18 protein-coding genes and 11 tRNA genes are annotated in these 21,084 nt (G+C 67.4%); 14 read left to right on the top strand and 15 right to left on the bottom strand.

The window, feature by feature from the left end:
- The first annotated feature begins 125 nt into the window (after positions 1-125).
- The 4 genes from D1793_RS09555 to D1793_RS09570 all read left to right on the top strand — a co-directional run bounded on the left by D1793_RS09555 (position 126) and on the right by D1793_RS09570 (position 651).
- Positions 126-212: transfer RNA gene (locus D1793_RS09555), tRNA-Leu, on the top strand.
- 69 nt (positions 213-281) lie between these two features.
- Positions 282-368: transfer RNA gene (locus D1793_RS09560), tRNA-Leu, on the top strand.
- Positions 369-437: 69 nt separating this feature from the next.
- Positions 438-524 (top strand) — tRNA-Leu (locus D1793_RS09565).
- 40 nt (positions 525-564) lie between these two features.
- Positions 565-651: transfer RNA gene (locus tag D1793_RS09570), tRNA-Leu, on the top strand.
- 123 nt (positions 652-774) lie between these two features.
- On the opposite strand, the gene D1793_RS09575 is transcribed toward D1793_RS09570, so the two are convergent.
- The 3 genes from D1793_RS09575 to D1793_RS09585 all read right to left on the bottom strand — a co-directional run bounded on the left by D1793_RS09575 (position 775) and on the right by D1793_RS09585 (position 2,593).
- On the bottom strand, positions 775-1,638 hold the full coding sequence (locus tag D1793_RS09575; RefSeq protein ID WP_119021964.1) for a DNA/RNA non-specific endonuclease: 864 nt from the start codon (positions 1,636-1,638) through the stop codon (positions 775-777).
- Positions 1,639-1,742: 104 nt separating this feature from the next.
- The gene (locus D1793_RS09580) at positions 1,743-2,018 is read right to left on the bottom strand and encodes an Lrp/AsnC ligand binding domain-containing protein (RefSeq protein ID WP_110068493.1); all 276 of its coding nucleotides are present in this window, start codon (positions 2,016-2,018) and stop codon (positions 1,743-1,745) included.
- A gap of 107 nt (positions 2,019-2,125) precedes the next feature.
- The gene (locus D1793_RS09585; RefSeq protein WP_119021965.1) at positions 2,126-2,593 is read right to left on the bottom strand and encodes a methylated-DNA--[protein]-cysteine S-methyltransferase; all 468 of its coding nucleotides are present in this window, start codon (positions 2,591-2,593) and stop codon (positions 2,126-2,128) included.
- Positions 2,594-2,800: 207 nt separating this feature from the next.
- Between D1793_RS09585 and D1793_RS09590 the strand changes: the two genes are divergently transcribed.
- Complete coding sequence (locus tag D1793_RS09590) at positions 2,801-3,115, top strand: high-potential iron-sulfur protein (protein ID WP_119021966.1); 315 nt, start codon at positions 2,801-2,803, stop codon at positions 3,113-3,115.
- Between the two features lie 103 nt (positions 3,116-3,218).
- Here the strand turns inward: D1793_RS09590 and D1793_RS09595 are convergent, their stop codons facing one another.
- From D1793_RS09595 to D1793_RS09650, 12 genes are all read right to left on the bottom strand, one after another.
- Positions 3,219-4,769, bottom strand: a complete 1,551-nt coding sequence (locus D1793_RS09595) for a SpoVR family protein (protein WP_119021967.1) — start codon at positions 4,767-4,769, stop codon at positions 3,219-3,221.
- Between the two features lie 27 nt (positions 4,770-4,796).
- Positions 4,797-6,080 carry a YeaH/YhbH family protein gene (locus D1793_RS09600; protein ID WP_119021968.1) on the bottom strand — a complete coding sequence of 428 codons (1,284 nt, stop codon included), beginning with the start codon at positions 6,078-6,080 and terminating at the stop codon, positions 4,797-4,799.
- Between the two features lie 16 nt (positions 6,081-6,096).
- Entirely contained in the window at positions 6,097-8,019 is a 1,923-nt protein-coding gene (locus D1793_RS09605; protein WP_110068488.1) for a PrkA family serine protein kinase, read from the bottom strand.
- 257 nt (positions 8,020-8,276) lie between these two features.
- Entirely contained in the window at positions 8,277-10,289 is a 2,013-nt protein-coding gene (locus D1793_RS09610) for an NADPH-dependent 2,4-dienoyl-CoA reductase (protein ID WP_162899942.1), read from the bottom strand.
- Positions 10,290-10,519: 230 nt separating this feature from the next.
- Positions 10,520-10,596, bottom strand: a tRNA-Asp gene (locus tag D1793_RS09615).
- Between the two features lie 3 nt (positions 10,597-10,599).
- Positions 10,600-10,676, bottom strand: a tRNA-Val gene (locus D1793_RS09620).
- Positions 10,677-10,742: 66 nt separating this feature from the next.
- Positions 10,743-10,819: transfer RNA gene (locus tag D1793_RS09625), tRNA-Asp, on the bottom strand.
- 27 nt (positions 10,820-10,846) lie between these two features.
- Positions 10,847-10,923: transfer RNA gene (locus D1793_RS09630), tRNA-Asp, on the bottom strand.
- Between the two features lie 27 nt (positions 10,924-10,950).
- Positions 10,951-11,027 (bottom strand) — tRNA-Asp (locus tag D1793_RS09635).
- A gap of 27 nt (positions 11,028-11,054) precedes the next feature.
- A tRNA-Asp gene (locus D1793_RS09640) sits at positions 11,055-11,131 on the bottom strand.
- Between the two features lie 41 nt (positions 11,132-11,172).
- Positions 11,173-11,248, bottom strand: a tRNA-Val gene (locus D1793_RS09645).
- Positions 11,249-11,367: 119 nt separating this feature from the next.
- Complete coding sequence (locus D1793_RS09650; protein ID WP_240407634.1) at positions 11,368-12,084, bottom strand: alpha/beta family hydrolase; 717 nt, start codon at positions 12,082-12,084, stop codon at positions 11,368-11,370.
- Positions 12,085-12,249: 165 nt separating this feature from the next.
- Between D1793_RS09650 and ccoN the strand changes: the two genes are divergently transcribed.
- The 9 genes from ccoN (at position 12,250) to D1793_RS09695 (ending at position 20,991) form a co-directional block, all read left to right on the top strand.
- Entirely contained in the window at positions 12,250-13,674 is a 1,425-nt protein-coding gene (gene ccoN, locus D1793_RS09655; protein WP_119021970.1) for a cytochrome-c oxidase, cbb3-type subunit I, read from the top strand.
- A gap of 23 nt (positions 13,675-13,697) precedes the next feature.
- Positions 13,698-14,306, top strand: a complete 609-nt coding sequence (ccoO, locus tag D1793_RS09660) for a cytochrome-c oxidase, cbb3-type subunit II (protein ID WP_119021971.1) — start codon at positions 13,698-13,700, stop codon at positions 14,304-14,306.
- Between the two features lie 2 nt (positions 14,307-14,308).
- A complete protein-coding gene (locus D1793_RS09665) occupies positions 14,309-14,527 on the top strand; it encodes a cbb3-type cytochrome c oxidase subunit 3 (RefSeq protein ID WP_119021972.1) in 219 nt (72 codons plus the stop codon).
- Positions 14,524-15,453 (top strand): cytochrome-c oxidase, cbb3-type subunit III, encoded by a 930-nt coding sequence (gene ccoP, locus D1793_RS09670; RefSeq protein ID WP_119021973.1) that lies wholly within the window; start codon positions 14,524-14,526, stop codon positions 15,451-15,453. The genes D1793_RS09665 and ccoP overlap by 4 nt, the downstream gene beginning before the upstream one ends.
- Positions 15,454-15,583: 130 nt before the next feature.
- Entirely contained in the window at positions 15,584-17,023 is a 1,440-nt protein-coding gene (gene ccoG / locus D1793_RS09675; protein ID WP_119021974.1) for a cytochrome c oxidase accessory protein CcoG, read from the top strand.
- Between the two features lies 1 nt (position 17,024).
- Positions 17,025-17,549 (top strand): FixH family protein, encoded by a 525-nt coding sequence (locus D1793_RS09680; protein WP_119021975.1) that lies wholly within the window; start codon positions 17,025-17,027, stop codon positions 17,547-17,549.
- A gap of 30 nt (positions 17,550-17,579) precedes the next feature.
- On the top strand, positions 17,580-20,066 hold the full coding sequence (locus tag D1793_RS09685; RefSeq protein WP_119021976.1) for a heavy metal translocating P-type ATPase: 2,487 nt from the start codon (positions 17,580-17,582) through the stop codon (positions 20,064-20,066).
- Complete coding sequence (gene ccoS, locus D1793_RS09690; RefSeq protein ID WP_110068479.1) at positions 20,063-20,293, top strand: cbb3-type cytochrome oxidase assembly protein CcoS; 231 nt, start codon at positions 20,063-20,065, stop codon at positions 20,291-20,293. The genes D1793_RS09685 and ccoS overlap by 4 nt, the downstream gene beginning before the upstream one ends.
- A complete protein-coding gene (locus tag D1793_RS09695) occupies positions 20,293-20,991 on the top strand; it encodes a sulfite exporter TauE/SafE family protein (RefSeq protein WP_119021977.1) in 699 nt (232 codons plus the stop codon). The genes ccoS and D1793_RS09695 overlap by 1 nt, the downstream gene beginning before the upstream one ends.
- Positions 20,992-21,084 lie beyond the last annotated feature (93 nt).

The raw sequence follows: 21,084 nt of genomic DNA on the forward strand, positions 1-21,084 counted from the left end.
CACCACCCAACCTCGGCATGCCGCCAGGCCCCGGCACGGTGGCGAAAGGCGTCGCGAAAAAAACCCGCGAAGCGCTCCTGCTCCCCTTGCAATGGCGATGGAATCGGGTAACATACGCGTCGCTTGCCCAGATGGCGGAATTGGTAGACGCGCTAGCTTCAGGTGCTAGTGTCCGTAAGGACGTGGAGGTTCAAGTCCTCTTCTGGGCACCATCGCTCCCTCGGGATCGATGATCGGGAGTTCGCTCCCCTGCTCTTTATCAGCTCGACTCGCTCGTGTTCGCCCAGGTGGCGGAATTGGTAGACGCGCTAGCTTCAGGTGCTAGTGTCCGTAAGGACGTGGAGGTTCAAGTCCTCTTCTGGGCACCATCGCTCCCTCGGGATCGATGATCGGGAGTTCGCTCCCCTGCTCTTTATCAGCTCGACTCGCTCGTGTTCGCCCAGGTGGCGGAATTGGTAGACGCGCTAGCTTCAGGTGCTAGTGTCCGTAAGGACGTGGAGGTTCAAGTCCTCTCCTGGGCACCATCCTTCGGGAAGCCCGCGAACACGATGAGATGCATGATGCGCCCAGGTGGCGGAATTGGTAGACGCGCTAGCTTCAGGTGCTAGTATCCTTACGGATGTGGAGGTTCAAGTCCTCTCCTGGGCACCACTTCATATCGCCTCATGCCGACTGATCCAGACAAGAGCCCCCAGCAGGACCATCCCTGCAAGACCAGCACAGGAAGCCGCGACCGAGATCGCGGCTTTTTTGTGCCTGTCCGCCACGCCCCCTTCAGAAGCGACCCGGCCGGCGCGCCACCTCCTCCAGGGCCCAGCCGCGGGCGACCACTTCCCCCTCCAGCGCCTCGGCGACCGGTTTGGGCAGGTTGGGGAAGAAGTTGAGCCCGGTACGCGCCTCGATCTCGTCCACGCTCACCAGGTAGTCGTCCAGCGGCTCATCCCCACGCACCTCCTGGGGCATGATGAAGGCCAGCACGCGCGGCTCCTCCCCCGGCACCGCGATGATCTTGTAGAAGGCCTCGGGAATCTCCACGAAGCCCACCCGATTGAGCACGTTGTCGAGAAAGCGCTCCGGAAAGACCGGCCCGGTGATCACCTGCACCTCGCCGAAGCGCGGCACGAAGTGGTCGATCACCACCTCCTCCAGGCGCTGCCACAGCCGCCGATTGAGATCCGGACGCTGAGGCGACATGTTGCTCATATAGAAGGTATCGCGCTGGGCATCCGGCCCATGCACCACGGCGATGGCATAGTTGGGCGCCAGATGCCCGCGGTCATAGCCGCTGCCGGCGTAGTGGTCAGTACCGATCGGCCAGAGGGTGCGCCAGTCGCGCTGAAAGTTCGGCCGCGGCCCCGCCGCGGGGTCATCGACGGCATGCAGCCGATAGCTGACCCACAGCGGGTTGACCCGCACGTCGGACCAGCCCACTAGAAACCCCTCGTTGCGCAGCACCCGATGGAAGCTGGCGGGCGAGAGGCTCTGCCACTCGGGCACCCCCATCCACACCAGCTGGTCGCGGACCTGACGCTCCTGGCCGTACCAGAGGCCGGAGGTGACCAGCACGAAGAGCAGGGTAATGCCGAAACGGCGCGTCTGGCGGCGCCAGCGCGGGAGGGGGGAACGACGACGACTCATCCTTGAAGCGGCTTCCAGCGGAGGGGAACGAACGAGCCACCAGGCGGGCGGACGGCAGAACCGCCCGACCGATACCGGCGGCCGGAGGGGGATAACGCGAAGGACTACCAGCCCAGCGAGAACATGGTCTCCAGATCGTGGCGGGAGTGCACCTGCATGGCGTTGAGGGTCTCGGTGTCGCGGATGCCTTCCACGGCGTTCAGCCGCTCGGTGACCAGCTCCGCCAGGCTCTCGAAGTCGCGGGTGCGGGCGATGGCCACCAGGTCGTAGCGCCCACAGGTGGAGTAGACCTCGCTGATCCCCTCCACGTCGGCCAGGCGCTCGGCCACGGCCTTGACCTGGCCCTTCTCGGCATTGATCAGGATCACGGCATTCTGCATCGGGCACTCTCCCTGCGAAGGCCCCGCGGGGCCTGGTGGTTGTCCGGCCGGCGACGACCGGCGATGGCGCGAGTATAGCAGCGCCGGCAGCCCGGCAGAATCGCGGCTCAGCCGGGAAGGCTGCCCTCCAGCTCGAGAAGCCGACGCTTGAGCGCCAGGCCACCGCTGTAGCCGCCCAGCCCATCGGCGGCCACCACCCGATGGCAGGGGATCAGCAGCGGCAGCGGATTGGCGCCGTTGGCCGTGCCGATGGCCCGCGCCGCCCCCTCGCGGCCGAGCCGGCGCGCCAGCTCGCCGTAGGTGCGCGTCTCGCCCCAGGGGATGCGCAGCAGCGCCGACCACACCTCACGCTGGAAGTCGCTGCCGCCGGGTGCCAGGGGCAGGCTGAAGCCATGGCGCCGCCCCTCCAGGTAGGCGAGCAGCTGGTCACGGGCCTCGGCCAGGGCGTCATCGTCCCGGCGAGCCGCCTCGGGGTCGGGCTGCTCCTCGGCGGCCAGGGTGAGCCGGCACAGCCCCTCGGGCTCAGCGCACACCAGGATCTCGCCGAGGGGGGAGGTAAAACGGGTAAAGATCATCGGTCCTCCTGGACTCCCGCCTGACGCGCGACAGATTGCCGCACGGCCAATGGCTGGTTCGCAACGCTACAGGCACTCTACTACCATAGAGCAGCGAACTCCTCAGGGCAGCCCCTGTCGGAGCAAGAGGTGGCTTACCACCCATAGAAAGAGATAGAGAAAGAAGAACAGGAACTCTTCCTGCAACCGTGACGAAAAGGAGATCCCATGGCCAACCATAGCCGTCGTGACTTCATGCGCAACAGCCTGCTGGGCCTCGCCGCCCTGCCGCTGGGCGCCGGCATCCTCTCCAAGACCGCCTTCGCCGATACCCTGCCGCGCCTCGATCCGGAAAGCGATCAGGCCCAGGCCCTGAACTACGTCGAAGACGCCGCGGACGCCGCCGATCACCCGGCCTACGAGGAAGGCGAGGTGTGCGACAACTGCATGTTCTGGCAGGCCGACAGTGAAGGCTGCCAGCTGTTCCCGCAGAACAGCGTCGAGCCCAAGGGGTGGTGTCAGTCCTGGACCGCCCAGGCCTGAGCCCCCCTGGCGGCCAACCCCACGCCGCCCCTGCAGACGAAACCCGCGCCGAGGCGCGGGTTTCGTCGTTTCAGGCCCTGCCGTTCAAGGGATGGCGGCGGACTCAGGCCCTGGCCGCCTCGTCCGGCAACGGCCACTGATAGCGCCGCACCACCTCGTCTCCCTCCATCGACTCCAGCGTGACCGGAAAGCCCCACAGCTGGTGCAGGTGGCGGATCACCGGATAGACGCTGCGCGCCAGGGGGCGACGGCTGTCCTGGACATGACGCAGGGTCAGCGAACGATCACCGCGGATGTTCGCCGAGTAGACCTGGATATTGGGCTCGCGCAGCGACAGGGCGTACTGGGTGGCCAGCGCCTCGCGGACCCGCCGGTAGCCGCGCTCGTCATGGATGGCGCTGACCTCGAGCATCTCCTCCTGGTCATCGTCCACCACCATGAACAGCCTGAGGTCGCGGATCACCTTGGGCGACAGGAACTGCTGGATGAAGGACTCATCCTTGAAGTTCTTCATGGCGAACTCCAGGGTCTCTCGCCAGTCGCTGCCGGCGACATCCGGAAACCACTGGCGATCCTCTTCCGTCGGGGCCTCGCACAGGCGCCTGAGGTCGCTGAAGATGGCGAAACCCAGCGCATAGGGGTTGATCCCGCTGTACCAGGGGCTGTCGAAGGCAGGCTGATGCACCACCGCCGTATGGGACTGCAGGAACTCGAGCATCAACCCCTCGTCGACCAGCCCCTCCTCATAGAGGCGGTTCATCAGGGTGTAGTGCCAGAAGGTCGCCCAGCCCTCGTTCATCACCTGGGTCTGGCGCTGGGGGTAGAAGTACTGGGCCAGCTTGCGCACGATGCGCACCACCTCGCGCTGCCAGGGCGCCAGCAGCGGCGCATTCTTCTCGATGAAGTAGAGCAGGTTCTCCTGGGGCTCGGCGGGGTAGCGCCCGCCCGCGTGCAGCCCCAGCGGGTCCTCCTCGTCGTGATCGCCGACCAGCACATCCGCGGGCGCCCGCCCCGGAATGGTGCTCCACAGGGTGTTGACCTGGGACTGCAGGTACGCCTCGCGCTCCTTCTGGCGGCGCGACTCCTCGGCAGCGGAGATCGGCGAGGGACGCTTGTAGCGGTCGACGCCGTAGTTCTGCAGGGCGTGACAGGCATCCAGCAGCTGCTCCACCGCGGCCACGCCGTGGCGCTCCTCGCACTCGGCCACGTACTGCCGAGCGAACATCAGGTAGTCGATGATCGAGCCGGCATCGGTCCAGGTACGAAACAGGTAGTTGCCCTTGAAGAAGGAGTTGTGACCGTAGCAGGCGTGGGCCATCACCAGCACCTGCATCATCAGGGTGTTCTCCTCCATCAGGTAGGCGATGCAGGGGTCGGAGTTGATCACCAGCTCGTATGCCAGGCCCATCTGGCCACGCCGATAGGCCTGCTCCACCGCCAGGAACTGCTTGCCGAAGGACCAGTGGTGGTAGCCCACCGGCATGCCGACGCTGGCATAGGCGTCCATCATCTGCTCGGTGGTGATCACCTCGATCTGGTTGGGATAGGTATCGAGGCGATACTCATCGGCCAGCCGAGCGATCTCACGCTCGAAGTCGGTCAGGATCTCGAAGTTCCAGTCGGAGCCGGTGGCAATGGGCTTGCGTCGTGTCATGGTCCCTCCTCGGCGCCGCATCGGTGCTCAGACGCCAGCGGCGCGCCGCTTGAACAGCTCGCGGAACACCGGATAGATGTCCCCGGCCTCGACGATCTGGCGCATGGCGAAGCGCGACGGAAACTCGGCGGCCACCGTCTCGTACTCCTCCCATAGCGCCTGGTGGGCATGGGGGGTGATCTCCACGTAGGTGTAGTACTGCAGGCGCGGCATCAGGCGCTTCAGCAGCAGGTCGCGGCAGGCGACGGAGTCGTCGTCCCAGTTGTCGCCGTCCGAGGCCTGGGCCACGTAGAGGTTCCACTGCCCAGGGGGATAGCGCTTGGCGATGATCTCGTCGACCAGGGTCAGGGCGCTGGAGACGATGGTGCCGCCGGTTTCCCGGGAGTAGAAGAACTCCTCCTCGTCCACCTCCTTGGCCGCCGTGTGATGACGCACGAAGACCAGCTCGACCTTCTCGTAGCTGCGCTCCAGGAACAGGTAGAGCAGCAGGAAGAAGCGCTTGGCGATGTCCTTGTGGGCCTGGGTCATGGAGCCGGAGACGTCCATGATGCAGAACATCACCGCCTTGCTGGAGGGCATCGGCTGGTTGACCAGGTTGTTGTAGCGCAGGTCGAAGGTATCGATGAAGGGCACCGCCTCGAGGCGCTTCTCCAGGCGCTCGATCTCCACCTTGAGCTCGGCAATGCGCGCCGGGTTGCGCAGCACCGGGTCCTTGCTCTCCTCGACCTCCAGGGCCTCGCGCGCCTCGCGCAGGGCGCGGCGGATGGGCGCCCGCATGGCAATGCGTCGCGCATGGGCCTCGCGCATGGAGCGCACGATATTGATCCGCGCCGGCACCCCCTCCTTCGACACCCCCGCCCGCACCGGCCTCACCTCGTCGAGGTCCACCAGCGCCTTGCGCTCCAGGTGGGGCAGCTCGAGGCCGTCGAAGACGAAGTCGAGGAACTCCTCGCGGGAGAGGGTGAAGGCGAACTCGTCCATGCCCTCGCCCTGGTCGGAGGCGCTGCCCTCCCCGGCCCCGCCACCGCCCCCGCCGCCGGGGCGACGCAGGCGGTCGCCCTCGACGAATTCGCGGTTGCCGGGCGCCACGATACTGCGCCTGCCCCCCGGGCCATGCTGGAACACCGGCTCGGAGATATCCCGGCTCGGGATCGACACCTTCTCGCCGCGCTCCATATCGGTGATGGAGCGGCGGTTCACCGCCTCCTCCACGGAGCGCTTGATATGGGTGCGATAGCGGTCGAGGAAGCGCTGCCGGTTGACCGCGCTCTTGTGCTTGGCATTGGCCCGTCGATCGATGAAATAGGTCATGGAAGACCTCCTCGGCCTACTGCGACTTGCGCACCCGCAGGTACCACTCGGAGAGCAGGCGCACCTGCTTCTCGGTGTAGCCCCGATCCACCATCCTGGCCACGAAGTCCTCGTGCTTCTTCTGGTCCGCCTGGGAGGCCTTGGCGTTGAAGGAGATCACCGGCAGCAGCTCCTCGGTGTTGGCGAACATCTTCTGCTCGATCACCCCGCGCAGCTTCTCGTAGGACTGCCAGCTCGGGTTCATGCCGTTGTTCTGGGCCCGGGCCCGCAGCACGAAGTTGACCACCTCGTGGCGGAAGTCCTTGGGATTGGAGATGCCGGCCGGCTTCTCGATCTTCTCCAGCTCCTCGTTGAGGGACTGGCGATTGAACAGCTCGCCGGTCTCCGGGTCGCGGTACTCCTGGTCCTGGATCCAGAAGTCGGCGTAGGTGACGTAGCGGTCGAAGATGTTCTGACCGTACTCGGAGTAGGACTCCAGGTAGGCCGTCTGGATCTCCTTGCCGATGAAGTCGACGTAGCGCGGCGCCAGGTACTCCTTGATGTAGCGCAGGTAGCGCTCGAAGGTCTCGCGGGGCAGCTGCTCCTGCTCCAGGCGCTTCTCCAGCACGTAGAGCAGGTGCACCGGGTTGGCCGCCACCTCGTGGCTGTCGAAGTTGAACACCTTGGAGAGGATCTTGAAGGCGAAGCGGGTGGAGAGCCCGTCCATGCCCTCGTCGACCCCGGCGGTATCGCGATACTCCTGGATCGACTTGGCCTTGGGGTCGGTGTCCTTGAGGTTCTCGCCATCATAGACGCGCATCTTCGAGTAGACGCTGGAGTTCTCCGGCTCCTTGAGCCGCGAGAGCACCGTGAACTGGGCCAGCATGCGCAGGGTATCCGGGGCGCAGGGCGCCTGGCTGAGCGAGGAGTGCTCGAGCAGCTTCTGGTAGATCTTGACCTCCTCGGAGGCGCGCAGGCAGTAGGGCACCTTGACGATATAGACGCGGTCGAGGAAGGCCTCGTTGTTGCGGTTGTTGCGGAACGCCTGCCATTCGCTCTCGTTGGAGTGCGCCAGCACGATGCCCTCGAAGGGGATCGCCCCCATGCCCTCGGTAGGGTTGTAGTTGCCCTCCTGGGTGGCGGTCAGCAGCGGATGCAGCACCTTGATCGGCGCCTTGAACATCTCGACGAACTCCATCAGGCCCTGGTTGGCGCGACACAGCCCCCCTGAGAAGCTGTAGGCGTCGGGGTCGTCCTGGGAGTACATCTCCAGCTGACGGATATCCACCTTGCCCACCAGCGAGGAGATGTCCTGGTTGTTCTCGTCGCCGGGCTCGGTCTTGGAGATGGCGATCTGGTTGAGGCGCGAGGGGTAGAGGCGCACCACCCGGAACTGGGAGATGTCGCCGCCGTACTCCTTGAGGCGCTTGGCGGCCCAGGGCGACATCACGCTCTTCAGGTAGCGCCGCGGAATGCCGAACTCCTTCTCGAGCAGCTCGCCATCCTCCTCGGGGGAGAACAGGCCCAGCGGCGATTCATAGACCGGCGAGCCCTTGATGGCGTAGAAGGGCACCTTCTCCATCAGCAGCTTGAGGCGCTCGGCCAGCGACGACTTGCCGCCCCCCACGGGGCCCAGCAGGTAGAGGATCTGCTTGCGCTCCTCGAGGCCCTGGGCGGCGTGGCGGAAGAACGACACGATCTGCTCGATCGCCTCCTCCATGCCGTAGAACTCCGAGAACGACGGGTAGCGGCGGATGACCTTGTTGGAGAAGATCCGCGACAGCCGTGGATCCCTGGCGGTATCGATCACCTCGGGCTCGCCGATGGCCTCGAGCATCCGCTCGGCGGCAGATGCGTAGGCCGATGGCTCCCGTCGACAGAGTTCCAGGTACTCCTGCAGGGTCAGCTCCTCCTGCTGGACGCGCTCGTAACGGTTCTGCACATGGTCGAAGATGCTCATCGATGCCTCCTTAAAGCCCGATGATTCGGCGCCTGGTTCGTCAGGGGCGCCCCGGGTCGTGGCAATCACAGCGTAGGACAGTCCGGCACAGCATTAGCGGACATCGAATCAACGCTGGACCTTATCCCCTAAGAGCCTGTGGACGACCAAGGGTTCGTTGGCAGGGAGGCAGTTTTGCCAACGCAAGACGGCGAGGGCCCGCCGAGACGGCTCGGCGGGCCCTGGAGGGAGGCGCGAAGCGCCCGGGGCTAGAGGGACTAGAGGGCAGCCGACACCCGGGTGCCCTGATCGATGGCACGCTTGGCATCCAGCTCGGCGGCCTCCTCGGCGCCGCCGATCAGGTGCACCTCGATGCCCGCCCCCTGCAGCGGGTCGAGCAGCTCGCGCACCGGCTCCTGGCCGGCACAGACCACCACGCTGTCGACCGCCAGCAGGCGGACCTCGCCCTCCTGGCGGAGATGCAGGCCGTCATCGTCGACACCCAGGTACTCACAGCCGGCCAGCGTCTCGACGCCGCGATGCTTGAGCGAGGCGCGATGCACCCAGCCGGTGGTCTTGCCGAGGCCGCGGCCGGGCTTGGAGGCTTTGCGCTGCAGCAGGAAGACCTGGCGTGGCACCTCGGGGCGGCGCGGCGCCTTGAGCCCGCCCGGCATGGCGACCGAGAGATCCACGCCCCACTCGTCGCACCAGGCCTCGCGGTCCAGCGACGAGGACGCGCCCTGGGTGAGCAGCTCCGCCACATCGAAGCCGATCCCGCCGGCGCCGATGATCGCCACCCGCCGCCCGACCCGCTCCGGGTGCAGGATCGCCGTGGGATAACCCATCACCTTGGGGTGGTCACTGCCGGGAAGCGCCAGGGCGCGCGGGCGCACCCCGCTGGCCAGCACCACCGCATCGAAGGCGCGCAGCGCCTGGAGGTCCGCCTCGCAGCTGAGGCGCACCTGCACCCGGTGCCTGTCGAGCATCACCCGGAAGTAGCGCAGGGTCTCGTCGAACTCCTCCTTGCCGGGGATACGGCGCGCGTAGTTGAACTGCCCGCCCAGCTCGGAACCGCGCTCGAACAGGGTCACCGCATGGCCACGCTGAGCAGCGGTCACTGCGGCCGCCAGCCCCGCCGGACCGCCCCCCACCACGGCGATGCGCCGCGGCGCGCGGGCGGGCTCGATCACGAGCTCGGTCTCGTGGCCGGCGCGCGGATTGACCAGGCAGGAGGTCGCCTTGCCCTCGAAGGTATGGTCCAGGCAGGCCTGGTTGCAGGCGATGCAGGTGTTGATCTCCTCGGGCCGGCCCTCGGCGGCCTTGGTGACCCAGGCCGGGTCGGCCAGGAAGGGGCGCGCCATGGAGACCATGTCCGCATGGCCCTCGGCCAGCACCCGCTCGGCCACCTCCGGCATGTTGATGCGGTTGGTGGTGATCAGCGGTACCGAGAGCTCGGCCTTCAGCCGGCGGGTCACCTCGGTGAAGGCCGCCCGCGGCACGCTGGTGACGATGGTCGGCACCCGCGCCTCGTGCCAGCCGATACCGGTATTGATCAGGCTGGCGCCGGCGGCCTCGATGGCGCGCCCCAGGACCACCACCTCCTCATGCGTGCTGCCCTCCTCCACCAGGTCGATCATGGAGAGGCGGAAGATGATCAGGAAATCGTCGCCCACCGCCGCGCGCATGCGCCGCACGATCTCCACCGGGAAGCGGATGCGATTCTCGAAGGACCCGCCCCAGGCATCGTCGCGCCGGTTGGTGCGCCGGCAGACGAACTGGTTGATCAGGTAGCCCTCGGAGCCCATCACCTCCACACCGTCGTAGCCGGCCTGCTGCGCCAGGCGGGCACAGCGCACATAGTCGGCGATCTGCCGCTCCACCTCGTCGGCGGAGAGCTCCCGGGGCGTGAAGGGATTGATGGGCGCCTGGATCGCCGAGGGGGCCACCAGCTCCGGCGAATAGGCGTAGCGCCCGGCATGCAGGATCTGCAGGCAGAGGCGCCCGCCCTCGGCGTGCACCGCCTCCACCAGACGGCGATGATCGGGCAGCTGCGCTTCCCGCTCCAGGGTGGCGGCGCCCTGGAAGACGGCGCCCTCGGGGTTGGGCGCGATGCCGCCGGTGACGATCAGCGCCACCCCCTCCCGGGCCCGCTCGGCATAGAAGGCGGCCAGGCGCTCGAAGCCGCCGGGCGCCTCCTCCAGGTTGGTGTGCATGGAGCCCATCAGCACCCGATTGGGCAGCGTCAGGTGGCCCAGTGTCAGGGGACGGAAGAGATGGGGATAGGCAGTCACGGCATGCTCCTTGTTCTTGATCCAAATTCAAACAACTGTATGACAGCGGACGCGAAGGCGCAAAGCCCGATGCAGGAAACGACAGAGGAAAACGGGAACGAGGGGGGAGAAACGAGGGAGGGGGCAGAAACGAGGGAGGGGGCAGAAACGACGAAGCCCCGAGCGGCTGGGCTCGGGGCTTCGAGAAGTCGTGTGCATGACCGTGCACGGGCAGAAACACTTGCAGCAGTTGGCGGACCGGACGGGACTCGAACCCGCGACCTCCGGCGTGACAGGCCGGCATTCTAACCAACTGAACTACCGGTCCGCGTGGTGGGTGATACCGGATTCGAACCAGTGACCCCCAGCATGTGAGGCTGGTGCTCTAACCAACTGAGCTAATCACCCACGTGAACTGCAAAGCGTGCTGCATTTTTTACGGCTGTTCTTGCTACTGCTGTCAGGCCATCATCGTGGCGGACCGGACGGGACTCGAACCCGCGACCTCCGGCGTGACAGGCCGGCATTCTAACCAACTGAACTACCGGTCCGCAAGATGACACCTGACGAAAACACGTTGGCGGACCGGACGGGACTCGAACCCGCGACCTCCGGCGTGACAGGCCGGCATTCTAACCAACTGAACTACCGGTCCGCAAGATGACACCTGACGAAAACACGTTGGCGGACCGGACGGGACTCGAACCCGCGACCTCCGGCGTGACAGGCCGGCATTCTAACCAACTGAACTACCGGTCCGCAAGATGACACCTGACGAAAACACGTTGGCGGACCGGACGGGACTCGAACCCGCGACCTCCGGCGTGACAGGCCGGCATTCTAACCGACTGAACTACCGGTCCGCTGCGTGCTTTCTACGTGAGCCACGACCGCCCGAGGGCAATGGTGGGTGGTACAGGGTTCGAACCTGTGACCCCCAGCTTGTAAGGCTGGTGCTCTCCCAGCTGAGCTAACCACCCCTGGTCACGTGGCGCTGCATTCTACAGGGGTGCCGGCCAATGTCAACGCTTTTTGCCCACCCCCTCGGCAACCACCATTTGCCGGCATTTCATCGACTTGCCCCTCGACCAGCCCAAGGTCAGGCGTGCTCGGCCATGAACTCGGCGATCGCCTCGGCGGCCTCGTCGATCAGCGATGCCTGGGTACGCCCGCTGGCGCGCCGCGGCTGCCAGTCGTGGTCGCCATCCTCGAGCAGGTGAAGGCGGGCACCGCCCAGGTCGTAGCCGGCGATCTCGTCGCGGCTGCCGAAGGGGTCGCGGCTGCCCTGCACCACCAGGGTAGGAGAGGCAATCAGCGGCCAGTGGGCGAGACGCAGCGACTCGGGCTTGCGCGGCGGATGGAAGGGGTAGCCGCACAGGATCAGCCCCGGGGCACCATCGCGGGCCGCCAGCAGGCTCGCCACGCGGCCGCCCATCGACTTGCCGCCGAGCCACAGCGGGGGAAGCGCAGGGTGTGTCAGAATGTCGCACCAGCGGGCCAGCTCCTCCACCAGGCGCTCGACCCGCGGGGGTGGTCGACGGCGCGCCTCGCGGCGCATCTGCTGCAGGTAGGCGAACTCGATGGCCAGGGTCTGGAGCCCGTGCTCGGCCAGGGCATCGCGGAGGCGTTCCAGGAACGTGGAATCCTGGCCGACGCCCGCGCCGTGGGCCATCAGCAGGCGTCCGACACGGGCCTCGCCGCGCACTTCCAGCGGCCCCTCGGGCAACTGCCAGCGGCCACGCTCCCCCTCGAGCAGGCGCTCGAGACATCGGACCGAGGTAATGGGCTCGTAATCCTGGGCGGCATAATGTGACAAGGGATCTCCCCGTGAGTTCTTCGACTACACCGATTGGCGTGTTCAGGATTGAGGCGGGCTGCGATAGAATCCGGGCCGTCTTGACCTGCATCATCCTGGGGGCGCTGGGTCCGTGGCAAACTGACGCAGCTTCAAACCCGCTACCGCGTTCGATGGGAACCTGACATGAGCACAGCACTTGAACACCCGACCTACAACTACAAGGTAGTTCGGCAGTTCGCGATCATGACAGTAGTGTGGGGCATCGTCGGCATGCTCCTCGGCGTCATCCTCGCCGCACAACTGGTATGGCCGCAACTCAACCTCGATCTGCCCTGGACCAGCTTCGGTCGCCTGCGGCCGCTGCACACCAATGCCGTGATCTTTGCCTTCGGGGGTTCCGCGCTGTTCGCCACCTCCTACTACGTGGTTCAGCGGACCTGCCAGACCCGACTGTGGTCCGACAAGCTGGCCGCCTTCACCTTCTGGGGCTGGCAGGCGGTGATCCTGTCCGCGGTGATCACCCTGCCGCTGGGCTACACCACCACCAAGGAGTACGCCGAGCTGGAGTGGCCGATCAACATCCTGATCGCGGTGGTGTGGGTCACCTATGCCCTGGTCTTCCTGATGACCATCAAGCAGCGCAAGACCTCCCACATCTACGTGGCCAACTGGTTCTTCGCCGCCTTCATCCTGACCGTCGCGGTGCTGCATATCGTCAACAACGCCGCCATCCCGGTCACCGCCATGTACTCGGTCTCCATCTATGCCGGCGCCATCGACGCCATGGTGCAGTGGTGGTACGGCCACAACGCGGTGGGCTTCTTCCTGACCGCCGGCTTCCTGGGGATGATGTACTACTTCGTGCCCAAGCAGGCCGAGCGCCCGGTCTACTCCTATCGCCTCTCCATCGTCCATTTCTGGTCGCTGATCATGGTCTACATGTGGGCGGGTCCGCACCACCTGCACTACACCGCCCTGCCCAACTGGGCCCAGTCGCTGGGCATGGTGATGTCGATCATCCTGCTGGCACCCTCCTGGGGCGGCATGATCAACGGCATGATGACCCTCTCCGGCGCCTGGCATAAGCTGCGCACCGACCCGACCCTGCGCTTCCTGGTGGTGGCCCTCTCCTTCTACGGCATGTCCACCTTCGAGGGGCCGATGATGGCGGTGAAGACCGTCAACGCCCTCTCCCACTACACCGACTGGACCATCGGTCACGTGCACGCCGGCGCCCTGGGCTGGGTGGCGATGATCACCATCGGCTCCATGTACCACCTGATTCCGCGCCTGTTCGGCCGCACCGAGATGCACTCCGTGGGCCTGATCGCCGTGCACTTCTGGCTGGCCACCATCGGCACCGTGCTCTACATCGCCTCCATGTGGGTCAACGGCATCCTGCAGGGCCTGATGTGGCGCGCCATCAACCCCGACGGCACCCTGATGTACACCTTCATCGAGTCCGTCGAGGCCAGCGGCCCGGGCTACATCGTGCGCCTGATCGGCGGCCTGTGCTGGGTCGTGGGCATGCTGATCATGGCCTACAACGTCACCATGACCGTCAAGCGCGGCGAAGGCGCTCGTCAGCCGCTTCCGCAGACTGCCTGAGCCAACCGGGGATACCGACACCAATGAAACACGAGATTGTCGAAAAGAACGTTGGCCTGCTCGCCGTGCTGATCCTTGTCGTCATCAGCTTCGGCGGCCTGGCCGAGGTCGTGCCGCTGTTCTTCCAGAAGCAGACCACGGAGCCGGTGGACGGGCTGCGTCCGCTCTCCGCCCTGGAGCTGGAAGGCCGCGACATCTATCGCCGCGAGGGCTGCGTCGGCTGCCACTCGCAGATGATCCGCCCATTCCGCGCCGAGACCGAGCGCTACGGCCATTACAGCGTGGCCGGCGAGTCGGTCTACGACCACAACTTCCTGTGGGGCTCCAAGCGCACCGGTCCGGACCTGGCCCGCGTCGGCGGCCGCTACAGCGATGACTGGCACCGCGCCCACATGTACAACCCGCGCGACGTGGTGCCCGAGTCGATCATGCCCTCCTACCCGTGGCTCTTCGAGCGCACCCTGGACGGCAGCAACACGCCGAGGAAGATGGAGGCGCTGCGCATGGTGGGCGTGCCCTACACCGACGAGGACATCGCCAACGCCACCCGCGAGGTACGCGGCCAGCAGGAGATCACCGCGCTGATCGCCTACCTTCAGCAGCTCGGCACGGTACTCGAGGGAACCCGCTGAGCATGGATACCGGGACTTTCCGCGGCATTATCACCGGTCTGCTGATCGTGGCCTTCCTCGGCATCACCTGGTGGGCCTACTCGAAGCGCCGCAAGCCGGATTTCGACGAGGCGGCCCACCTGCCCTTCGCCGATGATGATGATGAGCAACCGAACCGTGACAGGAGCGCCTCGCCGAACGGGGCGGATTCCCGCAAGAGCAAGGGAGACAGGAACACATGAACAATCTCTGGGGTGACTCCCTTTCCGGGTTCTGGAGCGCCTGGATCATCGTCATCACGCTGGGCTCCATCGGCCTTGCCTTCTGGCTGCTCTACGCCAACCGCAAGACCGACAAGACCCCCGACGCCGATGGCAACATCGAGACCACCGGGCACGCCGCCGATGGCATCGAGGAGTACGACAATCCGCTGCCGCGCTGGTGGTTCCAGCTCTACGTGGGCACCGTGATCTTCTCGCTGGGCTACCTGGTGCTCTACCCCGGCCTCGGCAACTTCGCCGGCGTGCTGGGCTGGACCCAGGAGGGGCAGTGGGAGGAAGAGGTCGCCCGCGCCGAGGAGCGCTTCACGCCGATCTTCGCCCAGTACCAGGAGATCCCGATCCCCGAGCTGGCTCGCGACGCCGACGCCATGCAGGTGGCCGAGCGCATCTACCTCAACAACTGCGCGGTGTGCCACGGCTCCAACGCCCAGGGCGGCTACGGCTTCCCCAACCTGACCAACGACGACTGGCTCTACGGCGGCGAGCCCGAGCAGATCGTCCAGACCCTGGTGCGGGGCCGCAACGGCCTGATGCCTTCCTGGCAGCAGCTCGGCGAGACCAACATCGAGAACGTCACCCAGCATGTCCTCGCCCTCTCCGGCCTGGAGCATGACGAGGAGCGCGCCGAGCGCGGTGCGGCCACCTATGCCTCGGTCTGCGCGGCCTGCCACATGCCCGACGGCACCGGCAACCAGGCGCTGGGCGCGCCCAACCTGACCAACGACATCTGGCTCTACCAGGCGCCCGGTCAGAGCGTGGCGGACTCCGTGCGCCAGACGCTGCGCAACGGCCGCAACGGCCACATGCCGGCTCAGGCAGCCTACATCGGCGAGGAGCGCGTCCACCTGGTGGCCGCCTACGTCTACAGCCTGCGCTTCCGGGACTGACCCGAGAGCCAGGAACCAGCGGAAGGGTGCGGCGTCAGGTCGCACCCTTTCTCGTTGGACCGGCGACTCGATACAATGAGTGCCGCAAGATCAGCGCCGGCCCTCCCCTCCTCCCTGCCGTGAGCCTGCCATGAGCGACAAGATCCCCGCCCGCGATGTCACACCGTCACCGGTCGAGCACCATGCGCCCGGCGCCACGGTGCAGCAGGAGATGTACGCCAAGCGTCGCCATATCTATGTGCGGGAGATCAAGGGGCTCTTCCAACGCGTGAGGCGCGGCGCCAACTGGCTGCTGATGCTGCTGTTCTTCGTGATGCCCTGGGTCCCCTGGGGGGACCGCCCGGCGATCTGGTTCGACCTGCCCGGCCGCGAGTTCCATATCCTGGCCGCCACCTTCTATCCCCAGGAGTTCATGCTGCTCTCCTGGCTCTTGATCATCTGCGCCTTCGGGCTCTTCTTCATCACGGTGTTCGCCGGCCGCGTCTGGTGCGGCTACACCTGCCCACAGAGCGTCTGGACCTTCCTGTTCATCTGGTTCGAGCATCGCCTGGAGGGGAGCCGCCACCGGCGCATCAAGCTCGACAGCCAGCCCATGAACGCCGACACGCTGTGGCGCAAGGGCGCCAAGCACGCCATCTGGCTGGTCATCGCCCTGGCCACCGGGGTGACCTTCGTCGGCTACTTCACGCCGATTCGCCAGCTGGTGATCGACCTGCCGACCCTGCAGGCCCACGGCTGGTCCTACTTCTGGGTCGGCTTCTTCCTGGTCTTCACCTACCTCAACGCCGGCTGGCTGCGCGAGCAGGTGTGCATCTACATGTGCCCCTACGCCCGCTTCCAGTCGGTGATGTTCGACCGCGACACCCTGATCGTCTCCTACGACAGGGGGCGCGGCGAGCCGCGCGGGGCGCGCAAGAAAACGCTCACCCATGAGCAGGCCCGGGCCGCCGGCCACGGCGACTGCATCGACTGCGACCTCTGCGTGCAGGTCTGCCCCACCGGCATCGACATCCGCGACGGCCTGCAGTACGAATGCATCACCTGCGCGGCCTGCATCGACGCCTGCGACAGCGTGATGGACCGCATGGGCTACCCCCGCGGCCTGATCCGCTACACCACCGAGAACGCCCTGGAGGGCAAGCCCACCCATATCCTGCGGCCGCGCCTGATGGGCTACCTGGCGGCGCTGCTGGTGATGATCGGGGTCTTCGCCTGGGCCGTGACCGACCGCATGCCGCTGGGCTTCGAGGTGGAGCGCGAACGTACCCAGCTCTACCAGCTGACCCGCGAGGGCCGGCTGAGCAACGTCTATGTGCTGATGGTGCGCAACCTGGACGGCCAGGAACACAGCTATCGCCTGGAGGCCTCGGGCCTGCCGGGGCTGGCCCTGGATACCGAGCGCCTCACGGTGCCCGCCGGCGACAGCCGCCGCGCCGTGGTGACGATCACTGCCGACCCGGCGGTGATCGAGCGCCCCAGCCACCCCATCACCCTGCGCATCGAGGCGGATGACCACCCACGCATCGCCATGGAGCGCGAGACCCGCTTCATCGGCGAGATCCGGAGATGACATGTCCAACACCGTGACCCCCTGGTACAAGCAGTTCTGGCCCTGGCTGCTGCTCGGCCTCCTGTTCACCTCGATCACCGCCAGCAGCACCCTGGCGGTGCTGGCCGTGCGGAGCGCCGACGGCATGGTGCAGGAGGACTACTACGAACATGGCCGCGCCATCAACATGGTGCTGGCCAAGCAGGAGCGCGCCGCCGAACTGGGGCTCTCTGCCAGCCTGCGCATCGACCCGCTCACCAGCGACGTGGTCGTCGACCTGGAGGGCGGCAACGGCTTCCCCGAGAGGCTCGACTTCGAGCTGATCTTCCCCACCCAGGACGATCGCGACATCGAGCTTACCCTGGAGCACGTGCGCGACGGTCGCTACCTGGGCCAGGCCCCCGACAACCTGCGCTACCGCTGGTACCTGCAGCTGCAGCCCCAGGACGACGATCCCGAATGGCGCCTGGTGGGCGAGGCACGCTTCCCCGAGGAGGAGGCCGTGCGCCTGACGCCCGGCCGGGCCGCACCCGACGGCGACGCCTGACATGCCTGAGCGGCAAGGTATCCTGCGCCCATGAGTGACGCCGTCGCTGTCGGCTCGGCGGAGTGCTACCACTGCGGCAGCCGGGTTCCCCCCGGCGCCCCCTGGTCGATCACCCTCGATGACACCCGCCAGCCACTCTGCTGCCCCGGCTGCGAGGCGGTGGCCCACGCCATCGTCGATGGCGGCCTGGCGAGCTACTACCGCTTCCGCACCGAGCTGCCGGAACGCCCCGACGAGCGCGACGCCGTGCGCGCCGAGACCTGGGCGGTGTTCGACGATCCGGGGCTGCAGCGCCAGTTCGTCCACGCGGAGGGCGACGACAGCGGCCGGGTGCACGCCACCCTGGCGGTGGACGGCATCACCTGTGCCGCCTGCGCCTGGCTGATCGAGCACCGCCTCAATGCCCTGCCCGGCGTCGCCTCCAGCGCCGTCAACCTGACCCACCACCGTGTGCGGGTGAGCTGGGACCCCGAGGCGGTCAAGCTGTCGCGCCTGCTGGCCGAGATGGCCGCCATCGGCTACCAGGCCCAGCCCTACGAGCCGGACGAGGCCCAGGCGCGCCTGCAGCATGAGGAGCGCATGAACGTGCGCCGGCTGATCATCGCCGCGGTGGGCATGGCCCAGGTGATGATGTTCTCCATCCCCATCTACGTGGCCGGCCCCGAGGGCATCAGCGAGGACTTCCACGCCCTCTTCCACTGGCTCTCCTTCGCCCTGACCACCCCGGTGGTGTTCTTCTCGGCGGCGCCCTTCTTCCGCAACGCCGTGCGCGACCTGCGCACCCGGGTGCTGGGCATGGACGTGCCGGTCTCCCTGGCCATCGGCTTCGCCTACGCCGCCAGCGGCTTTGCGGTGATCACCGGCAAGGGCGAGGTCTACTTCGACTCGGCGGCAATGTTCACCTTCTTCCTGCTCTTCGGGCGCTACGTGGAGGCCCGCGCCCGACGCCGCAGCGGCCACAGCGGCAACGCCATGGCCGGCGCCCTGCCACTCTCGGCCATTCGCCTCACCGACGAGGGGGAGGAGCGCATCCTGCCGGCCAGCGAACTGGCTGCCGGCGACCGCGTGCTGGTCAAGCCCGGCCACGGCGTGCCCGCCGACGGGGTGATCGAGGACGGCGAATCGAGCCTCGACGAGTCCATGCTCACCGGCGAGTACCTGCCGGTCACCCGCCGTCTCGGCGACACCGTCACCGGCGGCAGCCAGAACATCGAGAGCCCCCTGGTGGTGCGCGTCACCCACGCCGGGCGCGACGCCCGCGTCGCTGGCATCGTCGACCTCACCGACCGCGCCTTCGCCAGCCGCCCGCGCCTGGCGCAGATGGCGGCGCGCATGGCCCACCTCTTCGTGCTGCGCCTGCTGGTGGTCACCGCCGTCGTCACCATCACCTGGTGGTTCATCGACCCGGCGCGCATGCCCTGGATCATGCTCTCGGTGCTGGTGGTCACCTGCCCCTGCGCCCTGGCCCTGGCCACCCCCACCGCGCTCACCGCCGGCCACGGCCAGCTGCGCCGCCGTGGCGTGCTGGTGACCCGCGCCGATGCCATCGAGGCGCTCTCCCAGATCGACCGGGTGATCCTCGACAAGACCGGCACCCTGACCAGCGGCCAGATGACGCTGGTGGAGACGCGACCCCTGGGTGGGCTCGACGCCGCGCGGGCGCGCACCCTGGCGGCCGCCCTGGAGGCGCGCTCCGAGCACCCCATCGCCCGGGCCTTCCATCCCTACCGGCTGGCCACGGTGCACGCCTCCGAGGTGGCCAGCCGCACCGGCCAGGGCCTCGAGGGCACCCTCGACGGCCGCCGCTGGCGGCTCGGCAAGGCCGAGTTCGCCGTCCCGGACGCGACGCCCGCAGCACCCGGCGAGGGGCAGTGGCTGCTGCTCGCCGAGGAGGGCGAGCCACGGGCCTGGTTCGCCCTGCAGGACAGGATCCGCGAGGATGCCGCCGACACCGTGGCAGCGCTCAAGATGCTGGGCCTTGAGGTCGAGCTGCTCTCCGGCGACACTCCAGAAGCCGCCGGCGACCTCGCCCGGCGCCTCGACATCCCCACCTGGCGCGGCGGCGCCAGCCCCGAGGCGAAGCTTGAGCGTATCCGCGAGTGCCAGGCTGCGGGCGAGAAGGTCGCCATGGTCGGGGACGGCATCAACGACGTGCCGGTGCTGGCCGGTGCCGACGTGGCCATCGCCATGAACGGCGCCACCGACCTGGCACGCACCAGCGCCGATGCCATCCTGCTCAGCCCGCGCCTGTCACGCATCGCCGAGGCGGTCGAGATCAGCCGCGCCACCCGCCGGGTGATGCGCCAGAACATGATCTGGTCGGTGTGCTACAACTTCACCGCCATGCCCATCGCCGCCGTGGGGCTGGTGCCCCCCTGGCTGGCCGCCATGGGCATGTCGGCCAGCTCCCTGGTGGTGGTGGGCAACGCCCTGCGCCTCAACCGTTTCCACAGCCGCGCCATGCCCTCCGCCCCGCTGCCGACGCCATCCCCTGAACCGAGCCGGGTGACCCCATGAGCATTCTCTATCTGCTGATCCCACTGTCGCTGACCCTGCTGGGTCTGGCCGTCTGGGCCTTCTTCTGGGCGGTCAAGCACGACCAGTTCGAGGATCTGGAGGGCCCCGCCCATCGCATCCTCTTCGACGAGGACGAGAACGACCTCCCCCCCGAGGAGCGCCAGCGCCGCCGCGAGGCCCGCGAGCGCGCCGCGCAGGAGCGTCGCGACGCCGACCCGGAGCCCTGATGGATCCCACCGGACTCGGCCTACCGCCCCTCGTAGCGGCCTTCGTCTTCGGCCTGCTGGGAGGTGCCCACTGCATCGGCATGTGCGGCGGCATCATGAGTGCCCTGACCTTCGCCGTGCCCCCCAGCATGCGTTCCCCTGCCCGCCTCGCGGGCCTGCTGCTGGGCTACAACCTGGGGCGCATGGTGAGCTACATGGTGGCCGGCGCCCTGGTCGCCGCCCTCGGCACCCTGCTCAGCCTCACCCCCGGCATGCGCATCGCCCTGCAGGGCCTTGCCGCCGTCATGCTGATCCTGATGGCACTCTATATCGCCGACTGGTGGAAGGGGCTGCTGCGGGTCGAGGCGCTCGGCAGGCGCCTGTGGCGCCACCTGGAGCCGGTGGGCCGGCGGCTGATGCCGGTGGTGAGGGTGCCCCAGGCCGTGGCGCTCGGCGCGGTATGGGGCTGGCTGCCCTGCGGGCTGGTCTACTCGATGCTGGCCTGGAGCCTGGCCATGGCCGACCCGCTCAAGGGGGCCGCCCTGATGGGCGCCTTCGGCCTCGGCACCCTGCCGGCGCTGCTCGCCACCGGCCTGGCGGCGCACCAGTTGGGGGGGCTGATTCGTCACCGGGCCACCCGCAGCATCGCCGCGCTGTCGATCATCGCCTTCGCCCTGTGGCAGCTGTGGCTGATGCTGCCCGCTCAGGGTCACGGCTGATTCGGCACTATTCCACGCCGGATTGACGCAGCTCAACGCCGCCGGCGCCAAGCCGCCCTAGCATGGAGAGCACATCCATAGCCGGGAGCGCCG

Origin of the sequence: Halomonas sp. JS92-SW72 (assembly GCF_003547075.1) — a bacterium.
In the GTDB taxonomy this organism is placed as follows: domain Bacteria; phylum Pseudomonadota; class Gammaproteobacteria; order Pseudomonadales; family Halomonadaceae; genus Halomonas; species Halomonas alkalicola.